The following is a 21,463-nucleotide window of genomic DNA, read 5'->3' on the forward strand; positions in this document are numbered from 1 at the left end:
AAACTATGCTGAGCGCAAGGCCGGCTTGATCGGCTCGGCCTTGCCCATCCTTTTGTGGCTGACGACGCAATTGCGGCCCGCGCGCTTGGCGGCATAGAGCGCTGCGTCCGCCTCGGCCAGCACCTCGCCGAGGCTGTTGCCGTTGGCGCCGCCAAAGCCGATGCCTCCGCTGACAGTGCTGCGCAAGGGACCGTGGGAGGTCGCAACGATCTCGGTGCCGAAGGCGACGCCGATCTTGCTTGCGAGCTCGTAAGCCCTCTCTTCGGTCACCCGGGACATGACGATCGCGAATTCCTCGCCGCCGAGACGAAAGGCGTCGACGCCCGTTCTGGCATATTTTCTGATGACTGCGGCGAAGCGGCACAGAACCTGATCCCCCACCGGGTGACCATAGATGTCGTTCGTCTTCTTGAAATGATCGAGGTCGAACATGACGACAGCCATGAACGGACCGAAGGCCCGTTCGCCATGGAGCGACATCAATCCCCGGCGGTTCATCAGCCCGGTCAACGGATCGGTCATCGTCTCGGCCTTCAGCTCGATCTGCGCCTGCAGGTGATGCAGGGAAAGCGTCAATGCGCCGAGACCGGTCATGCAGGCCACGGCCACGACCGAATTCAGGCGTTCGGCCCAGTTATCGGGGGCTGCCCCGAGCGTCCATTGCCCCTTGGCCACCAGGACGACCGCGCAAAGTGCAAACGACACCGCACAGGTGCCGCCCAGGAACGAAACCACCAGCAGGATTTTGCGATCATGACTGCCGTTGAGCCAGAACATGGTTCCGATCGCCGAGAGCAGCACAGTCACCGTTACATAGGTAACGATGAAGCCTACCCCGTCGAGACCGAGGGAAGTCACCGCCGCGCAGATCGTCATGGCGGCCAATGTCGGCAAAATGGCACGCCGGTAATCCGGCACGCCGAGATACTGCATGGCCGAGAGGCAGATGACCAGGAAACCGAGGCTGAGCAATGCAAGCGCGACCTGGCAAAGCAGCGGATCAGGCTCCTTCGTGTATCGCCAGAACAGGATGACATGCACAACGAGCACGAGAATGCCGCACCCCACCGTCAGCACGAAGCTGGCCCGGGGCGCGGCGAACCAGATCGCGAACATGGTGATGCTGAGGCAGATGCCCGACAGCGCGGCTGCGAGCAGGAGCGAACTGAAATCCAGCATATTGGGCGGGGGTTCCCTGAGCGTCGGCCTTACCGCTGCATTCTAGGTCAACGACAGCCATCAGACATGATTTTCAACTGATCTTCCGGCTGAGACCTTCGGATAGAGTTTACAAAGCGTCGACGCCGAGTGTCCCAAAATCGTCCTCGCGACGATCGTGGCCACCAGACAGCCGTCAGCCCTTGTTCAGGAGGGCAAGATTGGCATCGACGACCGTGGGGTCGGCCATGCCGGCCTTGGCTTCGAGCAGCAGCGCCCTTGCCTTTTTCCTGTTGCCGCGCAGCAATTGCGAATAGCCCATATTGTTGACGATCTGCGGCTTGCGCCCGGCGACCTTGAGCAACTGATCGTAGGCACGATCGGCGAAGTCGAAGCGGCCGAGTTCGTCATAGGAAGCGGCGAGGCCCATCCAGGCTTCCGGATTGTCGGCCTTCAACTCGACGGCCTTGCGGAAATGCTGTTCGGCAAGACCGTAATTCGCGTCGCGAAATTGCGCCTTGCCTTCCGCCAGATCGGATGTGCTGACGTCCTTCGCGGCCGGTTGAATGGCGGTGGTTTTGGTGGTGTCGACGCCACTCGTCGTACAACCAGACATCATCAAGACGGCCGCCATCGCGGCCATTGCCGTGAAATTACTGTGACGCATGCCCCTGCCCCATCGCCCGGTTTTTTGCCGGGTCGTTCTTCAGGAAACACACTATTCCAGAGCAATTAAACTTAGGTGCCGAAACGCCGCCAAAATTAGGCCCTGGGTACACCAGCTATTAACCACCAGGCCGCAACGCCTCGATCACGGCCAGCGGCGTTCTCACGGTTCCAGGGCCTTGAGTCCCGCCGGAACCGTATACCGGCTGCCGTCATAGCGCAGCCGGTAGGTTTGGCTCACGGACTTGCCGGGGTGGGACTGGCACTCGCCATTGCTGTCGGGCAACGGATTGTCGGTATCCATCCGTTCGACCATCGCGATGTCGTGGTAGCCATGATGTTTGGCCGGGCTCATCGCCAGGCTCACCTGACTGATATGGAAGGATCCGGCGCAATTGGTATCGCCCTCGCCGCCATTGCCGGCCACGACCAGGCCATCGAGCACCATCCGCAGGGCATCGCCGTCCTCGGCATAGAGCCGCAGGTCGGTTTCACTGAAAGGGTTAGGCAGCGAATTGTTCGCCATTTCGATGCGCAGGCCGAAGGCGGAGACATCGGGCGCCAGCGCATACCGGCCGGTATCGAGTTCGAACTTGCGGATGGCGATGGCATCATCATTCATCAGCCCGGGCTGCAGCAGACGCTGGCGCACCTGCCGGCTTTTCCTGTCGATGACCAGAAGCTCGATATCGCCGGCATGCGCGTAGTCGCTGGGTTGCGAACTGTCCATCAGCGGCACCGCGACCAACAGCAGGGCCTCATGGGCGGGCCAGATCTTGCAGATCAGCCCCGGCGGGTCGCCAAATGCGGACGTCAGGGCGATGCTGGTGTGGGGTTCGAGCGTGAACGAGGCACAGTCAGCGCTCTTGCGGGCCTTGGGATAAGCCTGCTGCACCAGGGCAGCGGCATCGCCGCAATCGGCTGCAGCCCAGACGGGCGACAGACTGGCCGCGGCAAGGCCGAGGACAAAAGCGCGCAACAGCATTCGCATGGACTTCTCATTCATTTGCGGACTTTGCAGATCGCCGGCTTCACTGAATATCAGCAAATCCTAGTGGCCGGTCATTTTGACGATGATCGGAATGACCGCGATCATCAGCACCACCGGCAGGATGCAAACCACGACCGGCACCGACATCTTGGCCGGCAAGGCATGCGCCTTTTCCTCGGCCAGCGACATGCGCTTGTGGCGCATCTCGTCGGAAAAGACGCGCAGCGCCCCCGACAGGCTGGTGCCAAGCTCCTTGGACTGTTGCAGCAGCGTGGCGAAGGAGCGCACCTCGTCCAGGCTCAGGCGATCGGCGAGCGCCTTCAGTGCATCGTCGAGGCTGCGCCCGGCCCGCAGCTCCAGCGACACGAGCTGCAGGTTCTGGCTGAGCGACGGGTAGGTCTTTGCGAGTTCCTTCGAGACGCGCTCGACGCCCGCTTCCATGCTCATGCCGGCATCCGAACAGACGATCATCAGGTCCATGAAATCGGGGAAGCCGTTGCGGTATTCGCGCATCTTTTCCCGTATCTTCTGGGTCAGCACCAGCCCTGGCAGGAAATAGCCGGCCACGCCCGACAGCACGACGAAGGCCCAGCGGCTGGTCATCGTGGCGTCGGGGCTGGCCATCCAGCGGTTGAGCACGAAGACGGCGAGCGCGATGCCCACCATCGCCGTGAAACGGATGAGAAAGAACATGCCGACGGCGCGCGGCTCCATGTAGCCCGCCTGGATGAGTTTCAAACGCAGGCGGGCGACGTTTTCGGGATCGCTCTTGGCGTAGAATTCCTGCGCCTTCTTCACCGCCTTCTCGCGAACGACGCCGGTATTCTTCTTCTGGACCGGTTCCGGCCTGGCGGCCACCGGACCGTCGTCGACCTTGAGTCTGCGCCTGACTTCGTTGCGATCGCCCTTTGCCACCACCATCGGCCAGGCAAAAGCGGCAGCGCCCACGGCCAGCAGCAGGACAGCCACCGGCATCAGCGAGGTCGGCGCGAGCGAGGCGAGGAATTCAACGACCTTCTGCATGTCAGAATTTGAAGTTCGACATTTTGAACATGATCAGATTGCCCAGCATCAGCCAGGTGACCGAGCCACCAACCATGTACCACGTCTTCGGCACGCCCCAGACGTCGCTGTAATATCCAGGCATGAATGCCATGATGGTCGTGAACAGCAGCGCCGGCACGGCCGTCAGGATATAGGCCGACAGACGGCCTTCGGTTGAAATGGCGCGCACCTTGCGGCGCAGCTTGCCGCGTTCGCGGATCGTCGTCGACAGTCCGTCGAGGATTTCGCGCAGATTGCCGCCAGAACTCGTCTGGATCGACACGGCGGTGACGAACAGCGGCAGATCCTCATGGCCGACCCTGTCGAACAGCGAATTCAGCGCCGAAACCAGATCCGAACCAAAGGTCACCTCATCGGCAATCACGCCGAACTCGGTGCCGATCGGGTCGGGCATTTCGCGCGACACCATGGCGATGGCCACCGGTACCGGATGGCCGGCCTTGAGGCCGCGCGTAATCAGTTCCAGCGCTTCCGGCAACTGCATGCCGAACCGCTTCAGCCTGCGCTTGCGCATGGAGCGCATCGCCATCACCGGCAGCACCGGCAACACGACGACAAACAGAATGGCGCCCATCAGCAGCGGCAAGCCATACCAGATGGCGGCAAGGGCCGCAGCCAGCGCCATCCCCGAAGTGATTATCAGGAACTTCGACAGCGGCATGATCATGCCCGACTGGGCGCGCAGGGCGCGAAAACGGTCAGGCGAGAACAGCGACGTGCCCGCATCGAGACCACGCTCCTTACGCAATTGGATCAGCACCTGTTCCTGACTGATCCTGTTTTCCTGCAGCTTCATGCGCCGGTTGATGGCGGTGCGCCTGTCGCTGCGGCCGGCATAGAGCAGGTAAACGGCCTCGGCGATCATGATGCCGGTCAATGCAGCCCCGGCATAGACGACATAGATCGCGCTGAATCCGTCCAACACCTGGTTACTCCTGCGGCCGGCCGGGTTCGAAATAGCGCCCGGGAAACTCGATGCCCATGGCGCGCAGGTCCTCCAGGAAGCGCGGCCGGATCCCGGTCGCTTCGAAATGGCCGAGGATCGTGCCATCGGCGTCCATGCCGGTGCGCACGAAGCGGAAGATCTCCTGCATCTGGATGACGTCGCCTTCCATGCCCGTCACCTCGGCGACGCTCGTCACCTTGCGCTTGCCGTCGGAGAGCCGGGTCAACTGGACGATGATGTCGATGGCGCTGGCGATCTGGCTGCGGATCGACTGCACCGTCATCGGCATGCCGGTCATGCCCAGCATCTGCTCGAGCCGCGAAATGGCATCGCGCGGCGTATTGGCGTGAATGGTGGCCATCGACCCTTCATGGCCGGTGTTCATGGCCTGCAGCATGTCGAAGGCCTCCTCGCCGCGGCACTCGCCGAGGATGACGCGATCAGGCCGCATGCGCAGCGCGTTCTTGACGAGGTCGCGCTGCTTGAGCTCGCCATGGCCTTCGATGTTGGCCGGCCGGGTTTCCATGCGCGCGACATGCGGCTGCTGCAACCGAAGCTCCGCCGCGTCCTCGATGGTGATCAGCCGCTCGTCCTCGGGAATGAAGGCCGACAGCGCGTTGAGCATGGTCGTCTTGCCGGTGCCGGTGCCGCCCGAAATGATCGTCGTCTTGCGGGCATGTACTGCCGCAGCAAGCACTTCGGCCATGTTCTGGGTGATGGCGCCGAATTCGACCAGCCGGTGCAGGCCGAGCTTGTTCTTGGAAAATTTGCGGATCGACACCAGCGGCCCGTCGACCGCCACCGGACGGATGGCGGCGTTGAAACGCGAGCCGTCCAGCATGCGGGCGTCGACCATCGGCTGTGATTCGTCGACGCGGCGGCCGACCGCGGCAACGATTTTGTTTATGATTCTAAGCAGATGCGCCTCATCCTTGAACGGAATGTGGACCTGCTGCAGCTTGCCCTTCTTTTCGACGAAGCAGTTCTGATGGCCGTTGATCAGGATATCATTGATGTCGGGGTCCTTGAGCAGCGGCTCGAGCGGGCCGAGCCCGACCATCTCGTCGACGATGTCGTCGACCAGGGCATCGAGTTCGACGGTGTTGATCGCCATCCGCTCTTCGCGCGTCTTTTCCGACACGAAATCATGCACCTGCCGGCGCATCTCGTCCCTGGGCAGCCGCTCCAGCGCGACAAGATTGATCTCCTCGAGCAGCAACCGGTGGATACGCACGCGCGCATCGAGCACCTTGTTGGCGCTCTTGCCCGGCACGGCTTCGATTTTCGCCGGCAAGACCTTCCGGCTCGTCGGGATGACGACCGCGTGGTGCGCAACCGCCGTCGGCTCGGCGGAGCGCTGCGGACGCGCATCGCGGTTCTGCAAGGTGGAAAAGCGGCTGCTCATCCGGCCTTCCTCTTCAAAAGGCTCTTGCCGAAGCCGAACAGCGATTTCGATTTGCCCGGCGCCGCCGCCACTTCCTCCGGAAGGATGATCCTCTTCAGGTCGTTGACGACGTTGGCATTGGCATCGATCTCGTGCAGCGGCACGCCGCGATCGACGGCCTCGCGCACCAGCCGGTAATTGTTGGCGATGCCGCCGACGAAATGCTCGCCGAGGATTTCCTGGACGTCCGCCTGCTTGATGCCGCTGTCAAACATCTTCTGCTCGAAACGGTTGACGATGACGTTCGGCTTCACTTCCTTGCCGGCGGTCTCGTAGACCGCCTGGATCAGGCGTTGCGTGTGGCGCAGGCACGGTACCGTCATTTCGGCGACGATGTAGAGCTTGTTGGAGCCGAGCAGCACCGTCTCCGTCCACGGAAACCAGGTGCGCGGCATGTCGATGACGACATTGTCGAAATAGGCCGAGACGAGGTCCAGCATCCGCACCACGACATCGGTCTTGAACGATCGCATCTCCGCCGGCTGCGTCGGTGCGGCCAGAACACAAAGTCCGCTGGCATGCTTCGACAGCATCACGTCGAGCAATTGCCTGTCGAGACGCTCCGGCTGGTTCTCGATTTCGGTGATGTCGAAACGCGGCTCCAGGTCGAGATATTCGGCGCAGGCGCCCTGCTGGAAATTGAGGTCCACCACGCAGGTCGAGGCGCCGCGCGTCACTGAATGATGCAGCTGGAACGCGGTCTGCAAAGCCAGCGTCGTGGTGCCGACGCCGCCTGCCGCGGGCATGAAGGTATAGATCTGCGACTCGGTGTTTTCCTCGCGCCCCGGCCCTTGCAGCGCACGCACCACCGAACGCACGAGATCGGCCGTGGTGATCGGCTTGACCAGGAAATCCGCGACCTTGAGCTGCACGAGGATGCGCGCGGCGGCGGCGTTGAACTCCTGGGTGACGACCACGACCGGCGCCTTGCCTTCCAGCCGGCGCATGACGCGTTGCAGCGCATCGATCTCCTGAAGCTTCGCTGCGTCCATATCGACGATGATCGCCCCGAGATCGGCCTCCTGGACCTCGCCGCGAAGTTCGGTGATATTCTTGTCCACCGTCGAGAGCTGGATGATCTCCGAGGCGGCAAACGCCGTCCGGGTGTCCTGCGCGAAGGTTCTGTCCGTCGATATGAGCAGGATTTTCCTGATCTTGATGCCGTTTGCCATTTATTGTCAGCCTGTGATCTCGGATCAATTGTCGGCGCTGGCTTGCGATGCCTTGGCGCTGGCCGCCTGCTCGGCGGTGGCGGGTTCCGTGCTGCCGCGCTGGGCAGGCACGAGAAGCCTGGTGTTCTGGACGCCGTATTTCCAGGGATCGACCATCTGCATGACGGTGTTGGCGGCCTGGGCCTCCCCGGCGCCGCTGGTCACGCCTTCGCTGCGCACATAGTCGTCGCTCGTGCAGCCGGCGGTGAAGCCGGCAAGCAGCAAGGCGACGCTCGAGCTCAAGACCATCCGCATGGCTTCAGTCCTTCGGCAGGTCGAGGAAATGCCCGACTTTGGTGGCGGGAGCGGCACGCGCGGCGCTGCCGTCAGCCAGCGCCAGCGCGCGATTGGTGTCCGACGCCCTCACCTCCTCGGTGTTGTTGAGGAAATAGTCGACATTGCTGGCAGGCTGCGTGCCATCGGTCGGCTCGGCCATTTTCTTCGACGGATCCACCGGCTTGACAAGGTAAGGCGTGACGATGATCACCAGGTCCGTCTCGCGCCGCTGGTAGGATTTCGACGAGAACAGGGCCCCGAGCACCGGCATCTTGCCGAGGCCCGGTATGCGCGAGGTGGTGATGTCGTTCTGCGACTGCAGCAGCCCCGCGATCATGAAGCTCTGGCCGTTCTTCAGGTCGACCGACGTCCTGGCGCGGCGCACGATGAAGCCGGGCACCGAGATGCTGCCGATATTGTAGGAAGCCGACGCGTCGATCGAGGAGACTTCCGGCGCGATGTCGAGGCTGACCAGCCCGTCCTTCAGAACGGTGGGCGTGAAATCCAGGCTGACGCCGTACTTCTTGTAGCTGACGGAAATCTTGCCGTTGTCTTCGGAAACCGGGATCGGAAACTCGCCGCCGGCCAGGAAGCTCGCCGTCTCGCCGGACCGGGCGATCAGGTTCGGCTCGGCCAGCCGACGAGCCAGGCCGCGCTCTTCCAGTGCCTTGATGGCGATGTCGATGGAAACGCCGTTCGACAGCAGCTTGCCGATGATCTCGCCGGTCCCCGCCGGCTCAATGGTGCCGGGAGCAATCGTAACGTCGCGTCCGCCCATGCCATAAGCGAAATTGGCACTGTATTTGGCGCCGAGATCCTGCCCCGCCTGGCGGTTGATCTCGACGAAGCGAACATTGAGCTGGACCTGCTGCGAGGACGAGATGTTGACCGAATTGATCACCTCCTCATTGCCGGAGAAGCGGGTGGCGATCTTGTTTGCCTTTTCGGCGGCGACCGCGTCATCCGCCTCGCCCGACAGCACGACGCGGCCATTGGCGGAGCCGACCTTGATCTTGGCGTCCGGCACGCTGGCGCGGATCGTGTCGGCCAACTGGTCGGTATCGAGCGTCACTTCGATGTCGACGGTGCCGACGAGCTGCTTGTTCTCGTCGAACAGGGCAATGCCAGTGGTGCCGAGATTGTTGCCCAGCACATAGAAGGATTTGTCGGTCAGCGGGTTGACGTTGGCGATCTCCGGATCGCCGATGACGATCTGGTAGAAGGCCGCGCTCGTCATGATCGTCTTTGGCTTGCCCTTGGCGACCTTGATCGAGGCGTTCTTGGTCGCCGAGACATAGACGATGTCGTTGTCCGCCCTGGCCGGGCCGGCGAAGATGCCGGCCGCCGCCATCGTCACCGCCATCGCCACGGCCCGCGCGAAGTGCAACCGGCATGCCATTCGATATTGAAGTTGCCTGAACATTGTTCCCGTCCCGTCCGGTCCCCACCGGTCCTGCTCTGGTCCCACTCAGGAACCGGATATTCCTATTTCTGGTCCCGCGCAGGAACCTGATATTCCTCGGCCGTGGTTCCACGCGTCACGATGACCGTCTTGAATTTCGGCTTCTCCGGCTCCTTTGCCACGGCGTCGAACAGCGAGCCGGCTGCGGCCTGCGCCTTGCCCGCCACCGATCCGCCAAAGGAGGAGATGGTGGTCACACCGTCCTTGCCCTCGCCGCCCTCGCTGGCGGAGCGAAGCGACAGCGACAGCGTGCCGACAGTGCGGGCCAGCGCCACTTTCTGCGCGCCTTCGGTGGTCACCTCGATGGTTATGGAATTGGCCACCTGCGGCGTCGTTTGGCGCTCGTCGGCGCCCTGCCCGACGCTCAGCACCTTCGCGTCGGCAACGACGATCTCTGAGGTGATGGTCGAACCGGCGGCGCCTTGCGCATTCTTGGCCACTTCCTGGATTTCGCCGGCATCGCGCGTCAGCACGACATCGACCCGATCGCCCGGCGTGACGAAGCCGCCGACGCCCGCGATCTCGTCGGTGCGGATGGTGACGGCCCGCATGCCGGGCGTCAGCATGTTGGAGAGCGTGGCGCGGCCATTCGGGCCGGACAGCTTTGTAAGCAGCACCGGTTCGTTGACCTCGATCGGCGACAGCACCACGCGGTTGCCGTCCCCGAGCAGTCCATCGATGGTGGCGAAGGCGCCCTGCGGCAGCGAATCCTGCGGCCACGGAATTTCGCTGAGTTTCGCGCGGTCGAGATCCATGCCGTATCGCAACGGTGCATTCGCCACCACGATGGTCTTGAATTCGACCGTCGGCGCGGCGGGCGCCGCGATCGACGCGGTTTTCTCCTCGGCGTCGGCCCTGGCCTGGCGCTTGACCCAGAAATCCGCGGCAAAGATCGAGATCGCGCCGAAAACGGCGGCGATGCCGATCATCGTTATGGCCTTGCCCCTCACGCCCAAACCCCTGATGCCCGTAGTTTCTTGTTATGTTGGCTCACGCTAGGCGGCATTGTTAAAGAATCAGGAATCTTCTCGCTGGCTATCCGCCTGATTTCCGCCGGCTTGGTTATCGAATGGTTTTAGGATAAGAGGGGGTTAATCCCCGAACGTAACAGGAACCTCCGTCGCTTGGCGCTGAAAAGCGTGGCAGTATCGGCGGGTGATTCGCAGCTTGGGCTCTATGGCAGGCATGGACGACAACAACGATCTTTTCGGCAATCTGGAGAAGCAGCCGCAACCGGTTCGCACACCGGCGCGTCCGGCCGATCCGCTGGTGCAGGCGGCAGCCAAGCGTCCGGCGGCGGCGTCTCGTGACGGCTCAGAGGGCTACAGCGCCGCCGATATCGAGGTACTCGAAGGCCTGGAGCCGGTGCGGCGCCGTCCGGGCATGTATATTGGCGGCACCGACGACAAGGCCATGCACCATCTGTTCGCCGAGGTCATCGACAACTCGATGGACGAGGCGGTTGCCGGCCATGCCACATTCATCGATGTCGAGCTTTCGGCTGACGGCTTTCTCACCGTCACCGACAATGGCCGCGGCATTCCCGTCGATCCGCATCCGAAGTTCAAGAAGCCGGCGCTCGAAGTGATCATGACGACGCTGCATTCGGGCGGCAAGTTCGATAGCAAGGTCTATGAAACCTCGGGCGGCCTGCACGGCGTCGGCGTCTCCGTGGTCAACGCGCTGTCGGATCATCTCGAAGTCGAAGTCGCGCGCGGACGGCAACTTTACCGGCAGCGCTTCTCGCGCGGCATCCCGGTCAGCGGCCTCGAGCACCTTGGCGAAGTTCACAACCGGCGCGGCACCAGGACCCGCTTCCATCCCGACGAGCAGATTTTCGGCAAGGGTGCCGCGTTCGAGCCGGCGCGGCTCTACCGCATGACACGCTCGAAGGCCTATCTGTTCGGCGGCGTCGAAATCCGATGGACCTGCGATCCTTCGCTGATCAAGGAAAAGGACACCACTCCGGCCAAGGCCGAATTCCATTTTCCCGGCGGCCTCAAGGACTATCTGAAAGCGTCGCTCGGCGACGAATTCCAGGTAACGCGCGAAATCTTCGCCGGCAAGAGCGACAGGCAAGGCGGCCATGGCTCGCTGGAATGGGCGGTGACCTGGTTCGGCGGCGACGGCTTCATCAACTCCTACTGCAACACCATCCCGACCGGCGAAGGCGGCACCCACGAGGCCGGCTTCCGCAACGTCTTGACGCGCGGCCTGCGCGCCTATGCCGACCTCGTCGGCAACAAGCGCGCCTCGATCGTCACTTCGGAAGACGTCATGATCTCGGCGGCGGGCATGCTGTCGGTGTTCATCCGCGAGCCTGAATTCGTCGGCCAGACCAAGGACAGGCTGGCGACGATCGAGGCGATCCGCATCGTCGAGACCGCGATCCGCGACCCGTTCGACCATTGGCTGGCCGACAATCCGCAGGAAGCGTCGAAGCTGCTCGAATGGGTTATCGCACGCGCCGACGAGCGGGTACGACGCCGCCAGGAAAAGGAAGTGTCGCGCAAGAGTGCGGTGCGCAAGCTGCGCCTGCCGGGCAAGCTTGCCGATTGCACGCAGAATGCGGCCGCCGGCGCCGAACTCTTCATCGTCGAAGGCGATTCGGCCGGCGGCTCGGCCAAGCAGGCTCGTGACCGCGCCAGCCAGGCGGTGCTGCCGCTGCGCGGCAAGATTCTCAACGTCGCCAGCGCCGGCAACGACAAGCTGGCCGCCAACCAGCAGATTTCCGATCTGATCCAGGCGCTTGGTTGCGGCACGCGGTCGAAATACCGCGACGAGGATCTTCGCTACGACCGCGTCATCATCATGACCGACGCCGACGTCGACGGCGCTCACATCGCCTCGCTGCTGATCACCTTCTTCTACCAGGAGATGCCGAACCTGGTTCGCGGCGGACATCTCTACCTGGCGGTGCCGCCGCTCTATTCGATCCGGCAGGGCGGCAAGGTCGCCTATGCGCGTGACGACGCGCACAAGGACGAATTGCTGCGCACCGAGTTCACCGGGCGCGGCAAGGTCGAGATCGGTCGCTTCAAGGGCCTGGGCGAAATGATGGCCGCGCAGCTCAAGGAGACAACCATGGATCCGAGGAAGCGTACGCTGCTCCGCGTCGATGTGATCGATGCCGAGGCCGCCACCAAGGACGCGGTCGATGCGCTGATGGGCACCAAGCCGGAGGCTCGTTTCCGGTTCATCCAGGAACGCGCCGAATTCGCGGAAACGGAAGTGCTGGATATCTGAGCGCAGGCCGGTCGATCAAGGCTTGCGGAGACGCGCGTGTGAGCTGGCAACGGCTGAAAGACTATTTCGAAGCGGCTCTTGCCGGGCTGACACAGCCGACCCGGTCGGACTGGATCTTCGCCTTGCGCACGGTCTCGGCCGGCCTGATCGCGCTTATGGCCGCCTACGCCCTCAAGCTCGATCACCCGCAATGGGCGATGATGACGGTGTTCATCGTTGCCCAGCCGGTCGCCGGCATGGTGTTGGGGAAAGGCTTTTATCGGTTGCTCGGCACGCTGGCGGGCGGTGCTGCCGCAATTGCCATCACCACTGTCTTCGGCACGAATCCCTGGGTGCTGGTGACGGTGCTTGCCCTATGGATCGGCATTTGCACCTTCGTGTCGTCGCTGCTGCGCAACCCGGAAGCTTACGGAGCGGCGCTGGCCGGCTACACCGCGATGATCATCGGCTTGCCGGCGTTTGGCCAGCCGCATCTCGTCGTCGACCTCGCGGTCGCGCGCTGTGCCGAGATCGTACTCGGCATTGTCTGCGCCGGCCTGACCAGTCGGCTGATCCTGCCCAAATTGGCCAGCGAGGCCATCATCTCGCGGCTGAAGCGCAGCATTCTCGACCTTGCCACCTATGCCGGCGGCGCCTTTTCCGGTGGCGACACGGCAATGCTTTCCGGCCTGCACCGGAAGCTGGTCGCCGACACCCAGACGCTCGCCGAGATGCGCGCCTATGCCAGGCTGGAGGCCCCGAGCTTCGCGCCGCGCGCCCATCCGGTCCGGCGCACCATCGGACAACTGCTTTCAGCCCTGTCCGCGGCCCGCGCGCTGCATTCACACGCCGCACCGAAGAACGCGGCGCTCATTCCGGTGCGCTCGGAGCTGCAAGCCCTCGTCACTGAAATGGCGGCGACGCCAGGCGCGCTCGACGACACGGCGCCCTGGCTGGCACGGCTCGACGCGATCGGCGCCAAAGCAACGCAGATGCCCGACGCCTTGGCCGACCAGGACGGCGACAGGGTCGGCACCGTCACCCGGCTCACCATCGCTGCCGATTTCGCCGAAGCGCTGAAGCAGGCCCTGCGCGGTCTCGATGCCTTGCGTGCGCCCGTCACGCGGCCTTCACGCGAACGCAGGCCCCCGGCGCTGGTGGTACATCGCGATTATCACGGGGCGAGCCGCAACGCGGTCCGCGCGGCACTTGCAACGCTGCTGGTCGCCGCTTTCTGGCTGACGACGAGATGGTCGGAAGCCGCCGGCACGGTCATTCTGGTTGCCGTCGTGTCGAGCTTGTTTGCCGCCCGCCCCGATCCGGTGCGGGTAGCCTGGGGGTTCTTCCAGGGAACGCTGTTGGCTCTGCCCTTTGCCTTTCTCGTCGGCCAGATCGCGCTTCCCGTTTTTCCTGGTTTCGGCTGGTTCATGCTGTTCGTCGTACCGATCCTGGTGCCGGCGGCGCTCGCCATGGCCAATCCCCGCTATGTCGGCGTGGCGACGGCCTTCGCCATCAATTTTCTTGCTTTCCTCAGCCCGCACCAGGCGATGACCTACGACCCGGGCCCGTTCTTCGCCGGCTCGGCCTCGATCCTGGTCGGCATCCTTTTGGCAATCGGCGTCTTCATCATCGTGCTGCCCGCCGACCCATGGCTCGCGGCGCACCGCATCGTGCGGGCCATGCGCGAGGATCTGGCGCGGCTTTGCCTGCACGAGCGCGTGCCGAGGCGTTCGGCCTTCGAGAGCCTCGCCTATGACCGCATCAACCAATTGATGCCGCTGGTGCAGACCAGCGGCAGGAAGGGTGAAGCGGTTCTGGGCGGCAGTGTCGCCGCCGTCACCGTCGGTCTGGAGATCCTGCGGCTGCGTGCCGCGCAGCAGGCGCACGCGGTTCCGGCCGAGACGACGCTTTCGATCGCCAACTTCCTGCGTGGACTGGCACGCGAACTGCTCTTCCGCGCCCCGGGCGACCCGCAGACAGCCACCATTGCCGTCGCCCGGCAGTATGCCGCCGGCATCGCTCAGCGAAACGCCACTGGTGAAATGCTCCAGATTGCGGCGTCACTACGGATTATCGCGGCGGCGATGGAGGATTTCCCGGATTTTTTTGCCAGGGATAAAGGCTAAGTTAAGCGGCTGCGATCGCCAGCGCATGGCCGCGCGCATTTTCACGCAACGCAGCGAGATGGATCGACTTGATCAGCGCGGCGAGATCGCCTTCCGCGGACTGTCCGCCCAATTCCTTCAGCATCAGCCAGCTGACTTCCTGCACGCCGGCGACGCGCTTGCCGTTGGCGACCTCTCGCCAGATTTTCAGCGCGCGCAAGATGACCGCGTGCGTGGCGGCAGCCAGGCCGGCACTGCGGAACAGCGCCTGCAAGGCCACGTCGTGTCCGCCGGCCAGCAGCGCCCTCACTCTTTGGGCGGACTGCTGGCTGAGCGCGACCAGCGCCGAGCCGAAGAAGTCGACCTTACCATGCGCGATGGTGCGGATGAGGAAGCTCGCGGTGAGATCGCCGCGCAGCCTGAGATGCTCGATCAGTGCTGCATGCTCTTCCTGGCGCGTGCTCTCGATCAGCGTCACGCAGGCCTTAACGCAGGCGTCGCGCATGACGCGGTCGGCCCGGGCGGCTCCCATCAAGGCCATGACCAGCGGCGAGGTCTTGAGCATCTCACCGAGCTTGACGAGCAGCATGTGCCGGCAGTCGGCAGGCAGGCGTGAATCCGATATAAGCGCCTCGCGCACCAGCGGCAGATGGCCGTGGCGCTCGGCCATGCGGCGAAAACTCAACGAAGCGATATCGGCCCCGCTGTTGGCCAAAAGCACGGCGCAGGCCTCCGCCTCGCCGATCTCTGCGATAGCCGCCGACAGCGCCATCGAGACCAATGGCCGATCGGCGATCAGTTTTTGCGTCGCCTTCGGACCTGAAGCCACGCGATCGATCAGGTCTGCGTCGGTAAGCAGTGGCGATCGCGTCAGCACGACGCCGGCGACTTCCGGCTGGTCGGAAGCAAGCGCGCTGATGATCTGGGGCGGTGCGTGATGGCTCATGGACAGCGCCTCGGCCACCGCCAGCCGTACCTTCGACGATGCGTCGTCGAGCAGCAAGGTCAGCGCCGCCTCGGCGGCGCAGCGATCCTCGAACGGCAATTCCGCGTCGACATAGGCGCGGGCGAGCGCGCTTGCCGCCGCGGCGCGCTCCGATACCCTGGCCGTGTAGATCCATTTCAGGAAATGCGAGACAACAACCATACCGCCTGCTTACGCCCCTTGCCGGAAGGTTTCCGACCCCGTGCCGGACGTTAGGACGAATTGGTTTATGAAGCGTTCACCATGTTCGTTAACTGGCTTGCGAGCGCTGGATGCAGCGCCTATCAACCGTCCAGCAGCGGAGGAGACCGAAAATGGCTGGGCTTTATCTCGAGGAGTTCGTCGTCGGCCATGTCTTCCAGCACACGCTGCGCAAGACCGTCACCGAGAGCGACAACATGATGTTCTCGGTGATGACGCTGAACCCGCAGCCGCTGCATATCGACTTCGATTTCGCCGCCAGGAGCGAATGGGGCAAGCCGCTGGTCAACTCGCTGTTCACGCTCGGCCTGATGATCGGCATTTCGGTCAACGACATCACCGTCGGTACGACTGTCGCCAATCTCGGCATGAAGGAAACGGTGTTTCCGCATCCGGTCTTCCATGGCGACACCATCCGCGTCGAGACCACTGTCGTCTCGGTGCGCGAATCCAGGTCGAAGCCCGATCGCGGCATCGTCGAGTTCGAACATCGGGCCTATAACCAGAACGGCGACCTCGTCGCCAAATGCACGAGACACGCCATGATGCTGAAGAAGATAGCCTGATGCGTTCGCTGCTGTTCGTTCCCGGCGATTCCGAGAGAAAGCTGGAGAAGGGCTTTGGCGCCGGCGCCGACGTGGTCATTGTCGATCTCGAGGATTCGGTGGCGCCCCACAACAAGGCATCGGCGCGAAAGATCGCGGCGCGATTCATCGTCAACCACCGGGCGCAAACACGATCGGCGATCTACGTCAGGGTCAACGACCTGTCGACCGGACTGACGGACGACGACCTTGCGGCGCTCATTCCGGCAACGCCCGACGGCGTCATACTGCCCAAATCGGCTGGCGGCCAGGATGTCCAGCACCTCTCGGCAAAGCTCAGGCTGCGCGAAGCGGAGAACGGCCTGGCCGACGGCGCGACAAAAATCCTGCCGATCATTACCGAAACACCGGCGGCCGTGCTGGCGGCGGCGAGCTACGCCGGGGCAAGCGCGCGGCTTGCCGGGCTGACCTGGGGCGCGGAAGACCTGTCGGCGGCGATCGGCGCGCGAACCACCCGCGACCAGCATGGCCGTTACACCGAAATATTCCGCTTCGCTCGCGCCATGACCATTCTCGCCGCCGGCGCGGCGGAAGTCGCGGCGATCGACACCGTCTTCCCGAATTTCCGCGATATGGCGGCCTTCGAGGCCGAATGCAGGGAGGCCGAACGTGACGGCTTCACCGGCAAGATGGCGATCCACCCTGATCAGGTGCCGGTCATAAACGCCGCCTTCACGCCCTCGGTGGAAGCGGTGCAACAGTCGGCGGCAATTGTCGCGGCATTCCAGGCGGCGGGAAATCCCGGCGTCGTCGGCATCGACGGCAAGATGTATGACCGGCCGCATCTGCGGCTGGCCGAGCGGCTTCTGGCACGCGCCCGGGCAGCCGGAATCTCCGCCTGACCGCTACCAGACCAACGGGATCAGGCGGTAGCGGACATGGGCCGCATAGTCGTCATAGCCGCGCAGGCCGGTGCGAAGCGTTTTTTCCTCGATGAATGTGCGGATGGCCAAGAGAACGATGAACACGACGACCAGTGCCAGCCCCCACCAGGAGCCGAGCAGGAGAGCCGTGCCGGCAAAGAAGAGGATGGCGCCGGCATACATGGGATGGCGCACATAGCTATAGGGACCCGTTGTGATCACTTGCTGTCCGCGCTCCGCCTGGATCTTCACGACGGGCGCCGCGAAGCTATTCTCCAGCATCGTCAGATAGCTGATCCATAGTCCGACCAGCAGAACCAGCGCACCGATCGCCTGTACCCAGACCGGAACGACGGACCAGCCGAAGCGGTAGTCGAAACCCATGAAGGCCAGCCAGGCAAATATGCCGAGCAGGAGTATGCTCAACAGAACCTTGTCGGCCGCGGTCTGGTCCTTCTGGATGGGAGAGCTCAGCCGTTCGTTCATCAGCCCGGGATCGCGCCGGGCCAGCGTCACGCCAAGGGTCAGGCTCAGCCCGGTCATCACCGCCAGATATACCCAGGCTCCCGGCCAGGTCAGCGTACCCGCTGTCAGGAAAAGCAGCGCGCCCATGGCGCCGAACCACACGAACGTCTGGAGGATCAATCTCGAGACCATGATCAACCTTCCATGATATTTGCCGTCGGCATTTACCAGCAACAGACTACCGCCGACCCTCAGCGGACTATCGCCCATCCCGCGCCTGGACGAAACGGTCCTGGTGTGCAGAAGGTTTCGTCATGCCGCGTCATCAAGCTCAGGGCGCGTCGTGATGACGGCTCGCCGTCAGGAAAGCACAGTGACTGGGCCCCCTTGCGGGCTAATCCTTGCCCCAACGCGGCCGGCGCATCGAAAACACTTCGTTGACGCTGGCATAATCCATGTAGCCGAGGCGAGCGACATTGCCGGCCTTGCTGATATCGAACAGGCCGTCTTTCAGGTAGGCATCGTCAATATGCACGCCGATCACTTCGCCGGCCACGACGACGGCGCTGGTCGGCGTTCCGTCCAGGGCCTTTGGCCGGAACACTTCGGTCATCTTGCATTCGAGTGCGGCGGGTGCGGCCGCCACGCGCGGCGGCGCGACAAGACGCGACGGCGCCATGGCGAGATCGGCATAAACGAACTCGTTGACGCCGCGCGGCGCGTCGACCGACGTCCGGTTCATCTTCTCGGCGAGATCGCGGCCGACCAGATTGGCGACGAACTCGCCGGTCTCCTCAGCGAAGGAGGCACTGTCCTTCTCGCCCTCGGAGGAAAACCAGACGATGAAGGGCCTTGTCGAAACGGCATTGAAGAAGGAATAGGTCGCGAGGTTGATCTCGCCGGCCCCGTTAAGGGTCGAGATCCAGCCGATCGGGCGCGGCGCCACGATCGCCTTCGACGGATCATGCGGCAGTCCGTGCCCCTTTGACGGCTCGTAGAACACTTACCCCGCCCAGGGCCCGGCATAGTCCGCATAAAGCTTTGCCGGATCGGGGCGCGGCCGCTCCGGCGCCGGGCCGCCATAGGAGCCGACATGGACGAAGCCGATGACGCGCTCTTGCGGCGCCAGCCCCAGGATCGCCCTGCCTTCCGGCACGTCTGAATACCAGTTGCTGATCATGTTGGTGCCATAGCCCAGTGCGTTGGCAGCAATCATCAGGTTCATCGCCGCCATGCCGCCGGACAGGAACATCTCCCATTGCGGGATTTTTGGATTTTCCTTCGGCACCGACACCACGCCGATGACCAGCGGCGCGCGCGAGAAGCGCGCCAGCTCCTGGTTGCGGCGGCCATCCGGTAAAGGTCCCTCCCGCTGTTCGGCAAGGGCCGCCAGCTTCCTGCCGATTTCGATGCGGGCATCACCGCGATAAAGAATGAAGCGCCAGGGCTCGAGCCGGCCATGATCGGGCACGCGCGTGGCCGCGGCGATCATCGTGGCGATCTCGGCGTCGCCGGGCGCGGGCTCCTTCAAGTCCGGTATCGGCGCTGAATTGCGGGTCAGCAGGAAGTCGATGATCGGGGACGCCATGGGCGCAAGTCTCCTAAGTTCGATTTTGAGCTGAAGCGCGCCATGGGAATGCGGGGCGGCTCGGGCATCGACGCGGGCGCGCCAGGCTGGAGAGTCGTATCGGTCGGACTCTTAAGCCTTGAAATTGCCACCGCCATGGGCTTCAACGCAAGGCATGTTTGAGGGGACTTTGCGTCTTTTCCTGATCTGGGTCTGCACCCTGCTGCTCATGGCGCCGGTTTCCTTTGCCGTGGCGCAGAATGTGGATGGCGTCAGCGACCTGAAGCTTCCCGGAATTTCGAGCTATGCGACGCCGAAAGGCGAGACATCGCTGGCGCTGGGCGGCGGCGGCGCCATCACCTTGTCCGCGCAGTTGACCGACAAGGGAGGCGATATCACTCGCGGCATCGTCTGGCGCGTCTTCAAGCCGGAGGCCGTCAACGGCAAATTGCCGATGGTGGCTTCCGCCCATGGCGGCACGGCGGTCTTCCAACTCGAACCCGGCAGCTATCTGGTTCACGCTTCCTACGGCCGGGCCGGCGCCACCAAGCGCATCACCGTCGGCAAGGACGCCAAGCGCGAGAGCCTCGTGCTCGATGCCGGCGGCCTGAAGCTCGATGCCGTCCTTTCGGGAGGGGCGCGCATCCCGCCAAAGAAGCTGCGCTTCTCGATCTATGAGGGCAATGCCGAACCCAATGGCGATCGCGCGCTGATCATTCCCGACGTCGAGCCCAACAGCGTCGTGCGTCTCAATGCCGGCATCTACCACGTGGTCTCGACCTATGGCGCGGTCAATGCCGTCATCCGCTCCGACATTCGCGTCGAGGCCGGCAAGCTGACCGAAGCCACCGTCGAGCATCACGCCGCCGAGATTACCTTGAAGCTGGTGCGTGAAGCGGGCGGTGAAGCGATCGCCGACACATCATGGTCGCTGCTCAACGAATCCGGCGATCCGATCAAGGAAACCGTCGGCGCCTTCGCCTCCATGGTTCTGGCCGAAGGCGATTACACCATCATCGCCAAGAACCGCGACCGGATCTACCAGAAGGATTTCACTGTCGTGGCCGGACAGAACCAGGAAATCGAGGTTCTCGCGACGGAAGCCGCCGCGATGGATCCGGAAGAAGGCGCGGATTAGTCAATTCCGGAAAGCCTCGGGCCGCTTTCCTTCGGATCTCCACGAAATGGACCTACGCCGCCAGCTTGGCCCGTGCCGGCAGGAATGGAATCCGCCGGCAAGGCACCGGCGGCGCCAGATCGAAGACGCCTTTATAGAGGCGCTCGAGCAGCGCCTTGCGGTCGCGCACGGGCTCCAGTTCATTCCAGTTCAGCACATCGCCGACACGCACGTCGATCGACTTGCCGGAAAGCCGGGCGAACTCGTGGATAAGCAACGAAATGCGCAGCGTCAGCGATGCCTTGCCGACGAACTTCGCCATGCGCCCGTCGCGCTCGGCCATGTTCATGGGGCCGCTGACCAGATGGAACAGCCTGCCGTTCTGGCCGGAGAAATGCATCGGCACTACGGAAGCCTTGGCATCCTGCACGAGACGGGCCGGAAACATCTTCCATGGCAGATCGCGTGCCTGGCCAAAACCTTTCGGCGCGGTGGCGACGCCGCCGGCCGGAAACACCACGATGGTGACGCCTTCCTTCAAGAGCCGCACCGCCTCGTGACGCACCGCCATGTTGTTCTTCAACGCGTCCTTGGTTTCGGAAAAGTCGATCGGCAGCGAATAGGGCTCCATCTCGCTGATCTTGAGCAGATCCTTGTGGATCATGACCCGGAACGGCCGCCCGAGCTGCTCGGCCAGCGACAGCACGGCAATCCCGTCGCCGATGCCAAAGGGATGATTGGCGACGATCACCAGCGGCGTGTCAGGCAGGGTCTGCGGGGGCCATTGGTCGGGGGTTCGCACCCGCACATCGATCAATTCGAGCATGCGGCTGAACACGCGCTCGCCGGACGGGACCACCTGGCGGCGCCAAAAATCATAAAGCGCTGCAAAACGGTCGCGTCCGGACAGGCCTTCGATGGAATGGATGACCCACCGCGTCAGCGCTGGCTGTCGGGGATTAGCATAGGAAAGCTCGGGAAACGGTTTTTCACGCAATTTCAGCTTGAGCATGAGGGCTTGTTACAAGACTGCCGTGACAGGGATGTGAAAACGGAGGGATGTGAAGACGGTGCGATATGGAAATGGCGGTGGACTGCTCCACCGCCATTC

Annotated in this window: 20 protein-coding genes; 5 read left to right on the forward strand and 15 right to left on the reverse strand. The window is 63.4% G+C overall.

Annotation, left to right across the window (positions count from 1 at the left end; translation table 11 throughout):
* Window positions 1–3: 3 nt before the first annotated feature.
* The 10 genes from FJ959_RS29460 to cpaB all read right to left on the reverse strand — a co-directional run bounded on the left by FJ959_RS29460 (window position 4) and on the right by cpaB (window position 10,169).
* A complete protein-coding gene (locus tag FJ959_RS29460; protein ID WP_140495851.1) occupies window positions 4–1,179 on the reverse strand; it encodes a diguanylate cyclase in 1,176 nt (391 codons plus the stop codon).
* 175 nt (window positions 1,180–1,354) lie between these two features.
* Complete coding sequence (locus tag FJ959_RS29465; protein WP_140633504.1) at window positions 1,355–1,825, reverse strand: tetratricopeptide repeat protein; 471 nt, start codon at window positions 1,823–1,825, stop codon at window positions 1,355–1,357.
* A gap of 162 nt (window positions 1,826–1,987) precedes the next feature.
* Window positions 1,988–2,719, reverse strand: coding sequence for a hypothetical protein (locus tag FJ959_RS29470; RefSeq protein WP_246679018.1), 732 nt, complete (start codon window positions 2,717–2,719; stop codon window positions 1,988–1,990).
* 156 nt (window positions 2,720–2,875) lie between these two features.
* Window positions 2,876–3,838: a type II secretion system F family protein gene (locus FJ959_RS29475; RefSeq protein WP_140564047.1), complete on the reverse strand. Its 963-nt coding sequence runs from the start codon at window positions 3,836–3,838 to the stop codon at window positions 2,876–2,878.
* Between the two features lies 1 nt (window position 3,839).
* Entirely contained in the window at window positions 3,840–4,805 is a 966-nt protein-coding gene (locus tag FJ959_RS29480) for a type II secretion system F family protein (protein ID WP_140517027.1), read from the reverse strand.
* A gap of 4 nt (window positions 4,806–4,809) precedes the next feature.
* Entirely contained in the window at window positions 4,810–6,231 is a 1,422-nt protein-coding gene (locus FJ959_RS29485) for a CpaF family protein (protein ID WP_140633507.1), read from the reverse strand.
* Entirely contained in the window at window positions 6,228–7,442 is a 1,215-nt protein-coding gene (locus tag FJ959_RS29490) for a response regulator/pilus assembly protein (protein ID WP_140633510.1), read from the reverse strand. Before FJ959_RS29490 ends, FJ959_RS29485 begins: the two co-directional genes overlap by 4 nt.
* 24 nt (window positions 7,443–7,466) lie before the next feature.
* Window positions 7,467–7,736 carry a hypothetical protein gene (locus FJ959_RS29495; protein ID WP_140517033.1) on the reverse strand — a complete coding sequence of 90 codons (270 nt, stop codon included), beginning with the start codon at window positions 7,734–7,736 and terminating at the stop codon, window positions 7,467–7,469.
* A gap of 4 nt (window positions 7,737–7,740) precedes the next feature.
* Window positions 7,741–9,120 carry a type II and III secretion system protein family protein gene (locus tag FJ959_RS29500; protein WP_246679019.1) on the reverse strand — a complete coding sequence of 460 codons (1,380 nt, stop codon included), beginning with the start codon at window positions 9,118–9,120 and terminating at the stop codon, window positions 7,741–7,743.
* A gap of 122 nt (window positions 9,121–9,242) precedes the next feature.
* Window positions 9,243–10,169 carry a Flp pilus assembly protein CpaB gene (cpaB, locus tag FJ959_RS29505; protein WP_246672739.1) on the reverse strand — a complete coding sequence of 309 codons (927 nt, stop codon included), beginning with the start codon at window positions 10,167–10,169 and terminating at the stop codon, window positions 9,243–9,245.
* 235 nt (window positions 10,170–10,404) lie between these two features.
* On the opposite strand from cpaB, the gene parE reads away from it, so the two are divergent.
* A complete protein-coding gene (gene parE / locus FJ959_RS29510; RefSeq protein ID WP_140495843.1) occupies window positions 10,405–12,465 on the forward strand; it encodes a DNA topoisomerase IV subunit B in 2,061 nt (686 codons plus the stop codon).
* A 38-nt stretch (window positions 12,466–12,503) separates the two neighbouring features.
* Entirely contained in the window at window positions 12,504–14,570 is a 2,067-nt protein-coding gene (locus FJ959_RS29515; protein WP_140633516.1) for an FUSC family protein, read from the forward strand.
* A 1-nt stretch (window position 14,571) separates the two neighbouring features.
* Here FJ959_RS29515 and FJ959_RS29520 read toward each other — a convergent pair whose 3' ends face one another.
* Window positions 14,572–15,696 (reverse strand): DUF2336 domain-containing protein, encoded by a 1,125-nt coding sequence (locus FJ959_RS29520; RefSeq protein WP_140633519.1) that lies wholly within the window; start codon window positions 15,694–15,696, stop codon window positions 14,572–14,574.
* Window positions 15,697–15,848: 152 nt separating this feature from the next.
* On the opposite strand from FJ959_RS29520, the gene FJ959_RS29525 reads away from it, so the two are divergent.
* Entirely contained in the window at window positions 15,849–16,301 is a 453-nt protein-coding gene (locus FJ959_RS29525; RefSeq protein ID WP_140517043.1) for a MaoC family dehydratase, read from the forward strand.
* Window positions 16,301–17,182, forward strand: a complete 882-nt coding sequence (locus FJ959_RS29530) for a CoA ester lyase (RefSeq protein WP_140633522.1) — start codon at window positions 16,301–16,303, stop codon at window positions 17,180–17,182. The genes FJ959_RS29525 and FJ959_RS29530 overlap by 1 nt, the downstream gene beginning before the upstream one ends.
* Window positions 17,183–17,185: 3 nt before the next feature.
* Here FJ959_RS29530 and FJ959_RS29535 read toward each other — a convergent pair whose 3' ends face one another.
* The 3 genes from FJ959_RS29535 to FJ959_RS29545 form a co-directional block, all read right to left on the reverse strand.
* On the reverse strand, window positions 17,186–17,860 hold the full coding sequence (locus FJ959_RS29535; RefSeq protein WP_140495836.1) for an isoprenylcysteine carboxylmethyltransferase family protein: 675 nt from the start codon (window positions 17,858–17,860) through the stop codon (window positions 17,186–17,188).
* Window positions 17,861–18,062: 202 nt separating this feature from the next.
* Window positions 18,063–18,671 carry a flavin reductase family protein gene (locus FJ959_RS29540; RefSeq protein ID WP_140633525.1) on the reverse strand — a complete coding sequence of 203 codons (609 nt, stop codon included), beginning with the start codon at window positions 18,669–18,671 and terminating at the stop codon, window positions 18,063–18,065.
* On the reverse strand, window positions 18,672–19,256 hold the full coding sequence (locus FJ959_RS29545) for a nitroreductase (protein WP_140633528.1): 585 nt from the start codon (window positions 19,254–19,256) through the stop codon (window positions 18,672–18,674). It abuts the gene before it with no gap.
* 154 nt (window positions 19,257–19,410) lie between these two features.
* Here FJ959_RS29545 and FJ959_RS29550 point away from each other — a divergent pair, with 154 nt between their 5' ends.
* The gene (locus tag FJ959_RS29550) at window positions 19,411–20,373 is read left to right on the forward strand and encodes a hypothetical protein (RefSeq protein ID WP_140495833.1); all 963 of its coding nucleotides are present in this window, start codon (window positions 19,411–19,413) and stop codon (window positions 20,371–20,373) included.
* 52 nt (window positions 20,374–20,425) lie between these two features.
* Here the strand turns inward: FJ959_RS29550 and FJ959_RS29555 are convergent, their stop codons facing one another.
* Window positions 20,426–21,364, reverse strand: a complete 939-nt coding sequence (locus tag FJ959_RS29555; RefSeq protein WP_140633531.1) for a GNAT family N-acetyltransferase — start codon at window positions 21,362–21,364, stop codon at window positions 20,426–20,428.
* Window positions 21,365–21,463: the final 99 nt, after the last annotated feature.

It is taken from the genome of Mesorhizobium sp. B2-2-4, from assembly GCF_006442375.1.
Taxonomy (GTDB): Bacteria; Pseudomonadota; Alphaproteobacteria; order Rhizobiales; family Rhizobiaceae; genus Mesorhizobium.

Bases quoted from the DNA above. Each gene is read 5' to 3' on its own strand.
- FJ959_RS29550 (WP_140495833.1), top strand. From the start codon at position 19,411: ATGTTTGAGGGGACTTTGCGTCTTTTCCTGATCTGGGTCTGCACCCTG.
- FJ959_RS29460 (WP_140495851.1), bottom strand. From the start codon at position 1,179: ATGCTGGATTTCAGTTCGCTCCTGCTCGCAGCCGCGCTGTCGGGCATC.
- FJ959_RS29500 (WP_246679019.1), bottom strand. From the start codon at position 9,120: ATGGCGGTGACGATGGCGGCGGCCGGCATCTTCGCCGGCCCGGCCAGG.
- parE (WP_140495843.1), top strand. From the start codon at position 10,405: ATGGACGACAACAACGATCTTTTCGGCAATCTGGAGAAGCAGCCGCAA.
- FJ959_RS29545 (WP_140633528.1), bottom strand. From the start codon at position 19,256: ATGGCGTCCCCGATCATCGACTTCCTGCTGACCCGCAATTCAGCGCCG.
- FJ959_RS29520 (WP_140633519.1), bottom strand. From the start codon at position 15,696: ATGGTTGTTGTCTCGCATTTCCTGAAATGGATCTACACGGCCAGGGTA.
- FJ959_RS29475 (WP_140564047.1), bottom strand. From the start codon at position 3,838: ATGCAGAAGGTCGTTGAATTCCTCGCCTCGCTCGCGCCGACCTCGCTG.
- FJ959_RS29555 (WP_140633531.1), bottom strand. From the start codon at position 21,364: ATGCTCAAGCTGAAATTGCGTGAAAAACCGTTTCCCGAGCTTTCCTAT.
- FJ959_RS29535 (WP_140495836.1), bottom strand. From the start codon at position 17,860: ATGGTCTCGAGATTGATCCTCCAGACGTTCGTGTGGTTCGGCGCCATG.
- FJ959_RS29490 (WP_140633510.1), bottom strand. From the start codon at position 7,442: ATGGCAAACGGCATCAAGATCAGGAAAATCCTGCTCATATCGACGGAC.
- FJ959_RS29495 (WP_140517033.1), bottom strand. From the start codon at position 7,736: ATGCGGATGGTCTTGAGCTCGAGCGTCGCCTTGCTGCTTGCCGGCTTC.
- FJ959_RS29525 (WP_140517043.1), top strand. From the start codon at position 15,849: ATGGCTGGGCTTTATCTCGAGGAGTTCGTCGTCGGCCATGTCTTCCAG.
- FJ959_RS29485 (WP_140633507.1), bottom strand. From the start codon at position 6,231: ATGAGCAGCCGCTTTTCCACCTTGCAGAACCGCGATGCGCGTCCGCAG.
- FJ959_RS29530 (WP_140633522.1), top strand. From the start codon at position 16,301: ATGCGTTCGCTGCTGTTCGTTCCCGGCGATTCCGAGAGAAAGCTGGAG.
- FJ959_RS29465 (WP_140633504.1), bottom strand. From the start codon at position 1,825: ATGCGTCACAGTAATTTCACGGCAATGGCCGCGATGGCGGCCGTCTTG.